The organism is Marinobacter sp. C1S70 (assembly GCF_000475355.1).
Taxonomy (GTDB): Bacteria; Pseudomonadota; Gammaproteobacteria; order Pseudomonadales; family Oleiphilaceae; genus Marinobacter; species Marinobacter nauticus.
The window spans coordinates 1-489 of record NZ_AXBW01000102.1; the positions used below are offsets into that span (position 1 = coordinate 1).

Below are 489 nucleotides of genomic sequence, written 5' to 3' on the forward strand. Positions count from 1 at the left end.
TTCGGTGGCCAGCCAGATCTCATCAATGCGGATCATCCCAACAGATCCCGAAGCAAAGCCGCACACTGATGAGCTTGCTCCGCAGGCCACTCCACCACAACCGCACCACCGGCGCGGGGAATCTTGATGCGGATGGTGCTACATTGATTCGAGACTGACAGGGTGTCCGGCACAGGCGCTACGGCTGGCAGACGGACCGGAACGAATTCAGGTGCTTCCGGAGTTTTAGCCGCCCTTCGCGCTTCGCTCATCCAGCGCCGGACCATGTTGGCGTTGAGGCCGTTATCCAGCGAAATCCGGGAAACAGACGCCCCGGGCCTCAGACATTCGGCGACGATACGAGCCTTCAGCTCTTTGGAGTAACGACGACGTTTTTGGTAGGGCTTGTTTACGCTTATGTTGGTCATGTTAAGTGTCCACTTAAAAATAAGTGGACACTATCCTGACGGCCGCAGCGCCTGGCTCAAGATGGGATTACCGGACGGTTAC

At 57.1% G+C, this 489-nt stretch carries 1 protein-coding gene; it reads right to left on the reverse strand.

Going from position 1 to position 489, the window contains the following annotated elements:
• Positions 1-32: 32 nt before the first annotated feature.
• Positions 33-407, reverse strand: coding sequence for an IS66-like element accessory protein TnpA (gene tnpA, locus Q669_RS19020; RefSeq protein WP_022990330.1), 375 nt, complete (start codon positions 405-407; stop codon positions 33-35).
• Between the last annotated feature and the right edge of the window lie 82 nt (positions 408-489).

Bases quoted from the DNA above. Each gene is read 5' to 3' on its own strand.
- tnpA (WP_022990330.1), bottom strand. From the start codon at position 407: ATGACCAACATAAGCGTAAACAAGCCCTACCAAAAACGTCGTCGTTAC.